General features: G+C 38.5%; 10 protein-coding genes and 1 other RNA gene. 4 read left to right on the top strand and 7 right to left on the bottom strand.

The window, feature by feature from the left end; translation table 11 throughout:
- Window positions 1-388: 388 nt before the first annotated feature.
- The 7 genes from BKO01S_RS23340 to tadA form a co-directional block, all read right to left on the bottom strand.
- The gene (locus BKO01S_RS23340; protein ID WP_066060137.1) at window positions 389-652 is read right to left on the bottom strand and encodes a pro-sigmaK processing inhibitor BofA family protein; all 264 of its coding nucleotides are present in this window, start codon (window positions 650-652) and stop codon (window positions 389-391) included.
- A gap of 74 nt (window positions 653-726) precedes the next feature.
- Window positions 727-945, bottom strand: coding sequence for a YaaL family protein (locus tag BKO01S_RS23335; protein ID WP_066060136.1), 219 nt, complete (start codon window positions 943-945; stop codon window positions 727-729).
- Between the two features lie 15 nt (window positions 946-960).
- Entirely contained in the window at window positions 961-1,557 is a 597-nt protein-coding gene (gene recR / locus BKO01S_RS23330) for a recombination mediator RecR (RefSeq protein WP_066060135.1), read from the bottom strand.
- A gap of 15 nt (window positions 1,558-1,572) precedes the next feature.
- Complete coding sequence (locus tag BKO01S_RS23325; protein ID WP_066060132.1) at window positions 1,573-1,893, bottom strand: YbaB/EbfC family nucleoid-associated protein; 321 nt, start codon at window positions 1,891-1,893, stop codon at window positions 1,573-1,575.
- A 21-nt stretch (window positions 1,894-1,914) separates the two neighbouring features.
- On the bottom strand, window positions 1,915-3,627 hold the full coding sequence (gene dnaX / locus BKO01S_RS23320) for a DNA polymerase III subunit gamma/tau (protein WP_066060128.1): 1,713 nt from the start codon (window positions 3,625-3,627) through the stop codon (window positions 1,915-1,917).
- A 147-nt stretch (window positions 3,628-3,774) separates the two neighbouring features.
- Window positions 3,775-4,039, bottom strand: an RNA gene (ffs, locus tag BKO01S_RS23315) — signal recognition particle sRNA large type.
- A gap of 93 nt (window positions 4,040-4,132) precedes the next feature.
- Window positions 4,133-4,651 carry a tRNA adenosine(34) deaminase TadA gene (gene tadA / locus BKO01S_RS23310; protein WP_066060126.1) on the bottom strand — a complete coding sequence of 173 codons (519 nt, stop codon included), beginning with the start codon at window positions 4,649-4,651 and terminating at the stop codon, window positions 4,133-4,135.
- Between the two features lie 81 nt (window positions 4,652-4,732).
- On the opposite strand from tadA, the gene BKO01S_RS23305 reads away from it, so the two are divergent.
- The 4 genes from BKO01S_RS23305 (at window position 4,733) to BKO01S_RS23290 (ending at window position 8,173) form a co-directional block, all read left to right on the top strand.
- The gene (locus BKO01S_RS23305) at window positions 4,733-5,272 is read left to right on the top strand and encodes a cysteine hydrolase family protein (RefSeq protein ID WP_066060125.1); all 540 of its coding nucleotides are present in this window, start codon (window positions 4,733-4,735) and stop codon (window positions 5,270-5,272) included.
- Window positions 5,273-5,392: 120 nt separating this feature from the next.
- Entirely contained in the window at window positions 5,393-6,676 is a 1,284-nt protein-coding gene (locus BKO01S_RS23300) for a LysM peptidoglycan-binding domain-containing protein (RefSeq protein WP_066060122.1), read from the top strand.
- A gap of 191 nt (window positions 6,677-6,867) precedes the next feature.
- Window positions 6,868-7,521 carry a deoxynucleoside kinase gene (locus BKO01S_RS23295; protein ID WP_066060120.1) on the top strand — a complete coding sequence of 218 codons (654 nt, stop codon included), beginning with the start codon at window positions 6,868-6,870 and terminating at the stop codon, window positions 7,519-7,521.
- A complete protein-coding gene (locus tag BKO01S_RS23290; RefSeq protein ID WP_066060119.1) occupies window positions 7,505-8,173 on the top strand; it encodes a deoxynucleoside kinase in 669 nt (222 codons plus the stop codon). The genes BKO01S_RS23295 and BKO01S_RS23290 overlap by 17 nt, the downstream gene beginning before the upstream one ends.
- Window positions 8,174-8,290: the final 117 nt, after the last annotated feature.

The raw sequence follows: 8,290 nt of genomic DNA, 5'->3' as shown, positions 1-8,290 counted from the left end.
CAATCACTATCGCTCATAGGCGACTTAACTAATATATCATCTACACTTCGTAATGTCAATAACTTTTTTGAGTTATTTTTTCATCACCTCGTGGCGACTTAAACTATATTATCACCGTTTTGATATTTGGTCAACAGTAAAAATAGATTTTTTTTATTCCTACAGTTTTTTTATTTTAAAATAAAGATAGATAATCAGTGTGGTTAGATTTCCACTCCGGTTGGACGCTTTCCGCGGGCGGGCCAGATGCCCCCCCCGAAAGCAAGCGCCCGGAGCGGAAATCAGCCTTTTCTCCACCATCCAAACAAAAAAATGACAAAAGGCAGCTTCTCGCTGCCTTTTGTCGACAATCTGAAATAAATCACCATAAGTAATTTATTTCTTTCGCTTATAATATCCATAGTTGAACAGCGACTAAAGCTGCCAACCCAGGTAAGCCTAGAAAACCCGAAATAGCAGAAGTCATTAAATTAATAGGAACATGTATATTAAATTGACTTCCGAATGCGTTAAGGAAAAATAGAAATAATGCTCCTATCAAAATTTTGATTAAGCCTTGTCCTACTGTCCGAATTGGTTTCAATGGTGTGCCCATCAATAGTAATAAAACAATTAGTCCACCAAGAATAGAAATAACAATTACCGGCTCCACACTTTGATCCCCCTCTTATCACTTGTAGTTCAATATATGTACAAGTTAAAAGAAAAAGAACATAGCTTGTTTATTTACCGATCAATTTTTGTATTTCTATACTTGGCTTCTTTTAAGAGAAAAAAGTACTTAGCTTCAGAAATTTTCGTCTGACAAATGATATCTTCTGAAGGATCGAAACTTTTATCTAACAACGTCTTCTGATTATTCCAGCTGATCTTTAACTGCTCCATTTGAGAAATAAGTTGTTCATTATATTCTTTTCTTAACCAGCCTTTACGTCGAAAGAACATATTCATTCCCCACTTTTATACTTCTCTTCTTCCTTCAAGTGCTTTCGATAACGTAACTTCGTCCGCATATTCTAAATCCCCACCCACTGGTAGACCATGTGCGATTCGAGTTATTTTGATACCGGTTGGCTTAAGTAAGCGTGAAATATACATAGCTGTTGCTTCACCCTCAATATTTGGGTTTGTAGCAAGTATAATCTCCTGAACTTCCTCATCTTGAAGTCTCTTTAATAAATCAGGAATATTAATATCTTCAGGTCCAATGCCATCCATTGGCGAAATAGCTCCATGAAGTACATGATAAAGACCGCTATATTCCTTCATTTTTTCCATCGCAATAACATCTTTAGGATCTTGAACAACACAAATGATTCTTCGGTCTCGTCTTTGATCTTCACAAATATAACAAGGATCCTGATCTGTTATATGTCCACATACAGAACAATAACTTAAGTTTCTCTTTGCATTTACGAGCGCCTTTGCAAAATCAAGGACTGTGTCTTCCTTCATACTAAGCACAAAAAACGCCAGTCTAGCAGCCGTTTTGGGGCCGATTCCTGGCAGTTTCATGAAGCTATCTATAAGCTTCGAGATTGGTTCAGGATAATGCACTTTTTCCCCTCCTAATTAGAACATTCCAGGAAGGTTCATTCCTTTGGTGAATTGTCCCATTGTGTTATTCGTTAGTTCTTCTGCCTTCTTTAGGGCATCATTTGTCGCAGCAAGTACTAAATCTTGAAGCATATCGATATCTTCTGGATCTACTACTTCTTCTTTAATATTTACTTCAAGAACTTCTTTGTGTCCGGAAACAATTACCGTTACCATTCCGCCACCAGCCGTTCCTTCAATTCTTTTTTCACCTAGCTCCTCTTGAGCTTGAGCCATTTTTTTTTGCATCTTTTGCATTTGTTTCATCATATTTTGCATATTTCCCATTCCACGCATCTTTTTCATCCTCCATGTAATTTATTCTTTAATTTCCACTAGATCGCTTCCAAAAAGTTTAATCGCTTCAGAAACAACTGGATCTTCTTCATTCTCTTTCCCCGGATCCCCATGTTCAGATTCACCATCACGATTTGTTTTAATAAATCCAGCACGAATGGTATGCCACTGTTCCTCAGGGACTCCGACGACAGATAAACGGCGCCCTACCAATTCTTGGGTTAAATCAGATAATGCCACTAAGAATCGGTCGTTATCCATAGCCATTTGACAATGAATCTCATATTTAAAACTAATCACCAATGCAGTCGTTGAGGCTGCTACTGGTTCTGCTTCGTTTAGCAATGCCGCTTGTGATCTCATTTGATTATATACAAGTTTCCCTAACAATTCTCCCCATTTGCTTTTGACAAGCGTTAAATCCGGTTTTGTGGCACTCTTCAGAATCTCATTGATTTTACCTGTTGGTGCCTGAAACCCTCTTCGGGAAGTACGTGCGGGCTTTGCTTGACTTGCAGTATTTGAGGCTTGGTCACTGATTACCGCAATCCCATTCTTTCTAAGATCGGATAATTGTTCCTCTAGATTAGATATTTTACTCAATAATGAATCAATCTCGGTAGAGCTAGTTTGTTTTCTATTTTCCCTAACCTGCATTTGGCAAAGCTTCACCACTGCTACTTCTAAGAATATACGAGGATGGTTGGTCCAGCGCATTTCCTGTTGAGATTTATTTAGTGTCTCAATGCTTTGGTAGATATCTTCTTGACTAACCGTTTCTGCTAACTGCTTAAATTCTTCATCTAGTAATACTCGTTCAAAGGATTCCTCTAAATTTGGTGCTGCTTTGAAAAGAAGCATATCACGATAGTAAAGAATAAAATCCTCAATAAATCTTGAGGGATCCTTTCCTAAAAACAATAATTCCTCTAACGCTTCCAAAGCCTTTGCTGCATCTCTTTCTTTTATTGCTGTAGCCAATTGGTTTAATAACCCCTGTGATACAGATCCTGTAACTGTTAGCGCATCTTCTACCGTTACTTCATCGCGGCTAAAGGAAATGGCCTGATCAAGTAAACTAAGTGCATCACGCATTCCACCTTCTGCAGCTCTCGCAACAACTTGGAGTGCCTTTTCCTCATACCGAACACCTGTTTCATCTACAATTGTCTTCATTCTGTTAACGATCGAATGAGCGGATATCCTCTTAAAATCAAACCTCTGACATCTAGAAATGATGGTAAGTGGGATTTTATGCGGTTCCGTTGTAGCTAAAATAAAGATGACATGTCTTGGCGGTTCTTCCAATGTCTTAAGTAGTGCATTAAAGGCTCCGATAGAAAGCATATGGACTTCATCAACTATATAGACCTTGTACTTCACTGAGCTTGGAGCAAATTTCACTTTGTCTCGTATATCTCTTATTTCCTCAACCCCATTGTTTGAAGCTGCATCTATTTCAATAACATCTGGGATCGATCCATCCGTAATACCTAAGCAAGCAGGACAAACATTACATGGTTCGTTTGCCGGCGAATTTTCACAGTTAACCGCTTTTGCAAAAATCTTTGCAGCACTTGTTTTCCCTGTTCCTCTTGGTCCGGAAAAAAGGTAAGCATGTGAGATTTTCTGCTGAAGCAGGGCGTTTTGCAAAGTCTTAGTTACATGTTCCTGTCCAACAACATCAATAAATGTTTGAGGACGCCAAACACGATATAGAGCTTGGTAAGCCACAGACAAGCCCCCTCCTATATATGGTCTTTTTTATTATAACGTAAAGAAAATCCTTTTTACAAAGGCTGTTTAAGAAATCTTCACCTATATATGCAAAAAACTCATCTCTACTAAAAGAGATGAGTTTGCTATTTATCATTTTAACTGCCGTGCACCTTCCGTCGACTGGCGCCCATAAGCGTTACTTAAGTAGTTAGCTCGGCCCAGGCAACCCCGCGGCACATGGGAGCGTCCACTTAATGCTGCTTCCTTCCGGACCTGACATGGTTCATGGATTCCCATTGCGCAGGACCCGGGCGTCAACACCACTTGCTTAAGGCAGACCCTACAGGCAACCAGCCTCGGGAAGGGATTCAGTCTCGCTAGAGCGGATTGCGAGTACAGGGCACCGCTACCTCCCCACCTAGCACGGCAAAATTGAAACCTAATTTAAGGTGCGTCACTGACGACGCATAATTTAGTATACTGTCTTTCCTTCTAAAAATCAATGGTTTACAACTGTAAATTACTGTAAGTTGTCCTTTTCGGCATTTCTTACCCTTTTTTCTTCTTTTTTCTTTAGCCGAATACTACGAAAGAAATTACTTAATAGCTCCCCACATTCCGTTTCTAGTATACCAGAACGCACTTCACTTTGATGATTAAATCGATCATCAGCTAATAAGTTCATAAATGTTCCGGCACACCCACCTTTTGGATCACTTGCTCCATACACCACCCTTTCTACTCGAGACATGATGATAGCTCCTGCACACATCGGACATGGCTCTAATGTGACATACAAAGTTGCTCCTTCAAGCCTCCATGTTCCTAATTCTTCACAAGCCTTTTCTATGGCTAGTAATTCTGCATGAGCCACAGCACTTTGTCTTGTTTCTCGTAAATTATGAGCTCTTGCAATAATTTGTCCATCTATAACAATAACAGCTCCTATTGGCACTTCTTGTAACTGTTCTGCTTTTTTGGCTTCTTTTAGAGCTTCAAGCATATATGTTTCGTCAATCATTTCTATTAATCCTTTCATCCGTTTTATCCATCATCCCCAAATGTATAGAAAAATACAACCTTCACACGCTAATGAAGAAAAAAGGAAGTGAGAATAGATATGGGGACATATGAAAACAAAAGTCAAAAAGCTCTTCTAATTATCGATATGATTAATAACTTTGATTTTAGCAATGGTGAAGTACTAGCCAAAAAAACATTACCCATCGCCAAGAATATTCAAAGACTAAAGGAGCAATTCACAAATGAAGGGCTTCCTATTATTTATATAAATGACCATTACAATCTTTGGCAAGCAGATGTACAACGTATTATATCCCATTGCCAGAACTCCTTAAGTCAAGAAATCATTAAGACCATTCAACCAAATTCAAACGATCTATTTCTCATTAAACCGAAGCATTCCGCTTTTTTCGGTACTGCTCTTAATACTCTACTCTATCAGTTGAATATACGTTCCCTTGTTATCACAGGGATCGCCGGAAACATATGTGTCCTTTTTACAGCAAATGATGCTTATATGAGAGAATACTCCATTCATGTGCCCCATAATGCAATTGCTTCTGTCGATGACCAGGACAATGAATATTCGTTAAAAATGATTAAAAACGTACTAAAAGGCAAGATTGACCCCCTCTAAGAATTAAGTAACATGAATATTCTCTTTCCCTCATAAGATGGTGATAGCGTTCAATACCACTATTCGGAGTGAACACCATGATTTTTATGGTTTGCTCGATTCATCTAGGAGGGAAAAAACATGCAAATTCATGTCGTGCAGCCAAATCAAACGCTTTATGGGATTGCTCAAGCTTATGCTACAACAGTTAACGATTTAATTGAAGCAAATGAAATACCTAACCCCAATGACTTGGTTATTGGGCAAACGTTAGTTATTCCAATCGTTGGAAGTTTCTATTGGGTCCAATCCGGTGATAGCCTATGGTCCATAGCACAGAAGTTTGGAATTTCTTATCAAGAGCTCGCTCAAGTAAACCGCCTTCCGCTCAATCAACCATTAAGTATTGGTTTTAGATTATATATCCCTCGAAGACCTAGAAGAAATGCAGAATTCAATGCCTATGTGGAGCCAAGAGGCACTACAGTGGCACCAGTACTAGAGGAAAGTGCACGGGAAGCAGCACCTTATTTAACCTACTTAGCTCCCTTCAGCTTTCAAGCTCTAAGAGATGGCTCCCTTAAAGAACCATTGCTAAATAACTTTCCTGCCATCGCCAGGGCGAATAATAATGTATTGATGATGGTTATAACGAACCAAGAAAATGACCAATTTAGTGATGAGTTAGGAAGAATCCTGTTAAATGACATTCCTATACAAGATCGTTTTTTAAACAACATCGTTGCAACAGCAAAAAAATATAATTTTAGAGATATCCATTTTGATTTTGAATACTTACGTCCAGCTGACCGAGAGGCATATAATCGATTTTTACGAAAAGCAAAAACACGTTTTCAAGCCGAGGGTTGGCTTTTATCCACTGCACTAGCTCCCAAAACAAGTCGAGAACAAAAAGGGGCATGGTATGAGGCTCATGACTATCGTGCACATGGAGAAATTGTCGACTTCGTTGTCATTATGACGTATGAGTGGGGGTATAGCGGGGGCCCAGCAATGGCCGTTTCCCCTATTGGACCCGTTAGAAGGGTTCTTGAATATGCCTTAACAGAAATGCCTGCTTCAAAAATCATGATGGGACAGAATTTATATGGCTATGATTGGACGCTTCCTTTCGTTCAAGGAACCATTGCCAAAGCAGTAAGTCCTCAGCAAGCTATTCAACTTGCCGCAACAAATAATGTCTCCATCCAGTATGACGCAACCGCTCAAGCACCGTTTTTTAGATATACAGACACCGAAGGCAAGCAGCACGAAGTATGGTTTGAGGATGCCCGTTCGATTCAAGCAAAATTTAATCTAATAAAAGAGTTAAACATCCGTGGAATGAGTTATTGGAAGCTCGGTCTTGCATTTCCACAAAACTGGTTACTAATTGTAGAAAACTTTGACGTTGTCAAAAGGTAAGTGTAAAAAAGCAGCTCACATAGCTGCTTTTTTTATTAATATTTTTAATATTTCATATATAGGAAACAAGAAATAATTCCATATTCTTATTCATCCTATATGTGATAAAATGTACTTTGTCTCGAAAAAATAATTATTTTAAATAGACCGAAATACCACCTTTGGTAGTGGTGCAGTAAGGAGGACAAGCCATGGGGGAAACACCTTTTATCACGGTAGAGGGGCCAATTGGTGTGGGCAAAACATCATTAGCAAAAGTAATTTCTGAACACTTCCAGTTCGCACTACTTCGGGAGATCGTTGATGAAAATCCATTTCTAGGTAAGTTTTATGAAAATATTGAAGAATGGAGCTTTCAAACCGAAATGTTTTTCTTATGTAACCGATACAAACAACTCGGAGACATACAAAAATTATATCTCACGAAAAACGATCCGGTAGTAGCCGATTATCATATATTTAAGAATCTCATTTTTGCTCAGCGTACATTAAGTACCGAAGAATATGATAAGTATTTTAATATTTATCAAATATTAACTAGAGATATGCCCAAGCCAAACGTCATCATTTATTTGCACGCTAGCTTAGACACTCTATTAACTCGAATTAAAATGCGCGGTCGGGAAATCGAGAAGAATATTAGTCCTCTTTATCTTGAGCAGTTATCCATTGATTATGATCATGCGATTAATGAGTTTGAAAAATTACATCCTGAAATACCTGTTTTACGATTTAGCGGAGACGAGCTAGACTTTATAAAAAATAAAAGTGACCTAGATTTAATTATTAACCAGTTAACAACATCGTTAGAAAAAGGAGTATGTAATCATGAACCTTCGAACTAAATACGGTATACCCGCTAACTCGGTTATTACCATTGCAGGTACAGTGGGAGTTGGGAAGTCTACGATGACGAACGCTCTTGCTAATGCACTTGATTTTCGTACCTCCTTTGAAAAGGTAGATACGAATCCCTATTTAGATAAATTTTATGCTGACTTTACTAGATGGAGCTTTCACTTGCAAGTATACTTCCTTGCTGAGCGCTTCAAGGAACAAAAACGAATCTTTGAATATGGTGGAGGGTTTATTCAGGACCGTTCAATTTATGAGGATACAGGTATTTTTGCAAAGATGCACTTTGAAAAAGGCACCATGTCTAAAGTAGATTATGAGACATACACAAGCCTTTTCGAAGCCATGGTAATGACGCCGTATTTCCCCCATCCAGATCTACTAATTTATCTCGAAGGGTCTATTGATGACATTGTAGGTAGAATTAAAGAGCGCGGACGCCCAATGGAGCAGCAGACACCGATTGATTATTGGAATGAAATGCACCAGCGCTATGAGGATTGGATTAACTCATTCTCGGCATGTCCAGTATTACGAATTAATATTAATGAATATGACATTAAGGATGACGAAACTTCGATTGAACCAGTGATTGAACGTATTTCTAATCATATAAAACAAACACAATTGTTAAAAAGATAATCGCTGAGTTTTCAGCGATTTTTTTATACACGCTTTTTTAGACGCAAAAAAACCACTGTGAGTCACAGCGGTTTTCAATCTCCATTTTATGCGCAATGGTTCATTTCAATTAGATGG

Origin of the sequence: Robertmurraya korlensis NBRC 107688 (assembly GCF_001591645.1) — a bacterium.
GTDB lineage: Bacteria > Bacillota > Bacilli > Bacillales > Cytobacillaceae > Robertmurraya_A.
Note: the sequence above shows the minus strand (reverse complement) of the source record. Positions and strands in the feature narration are given on the sequence as shown.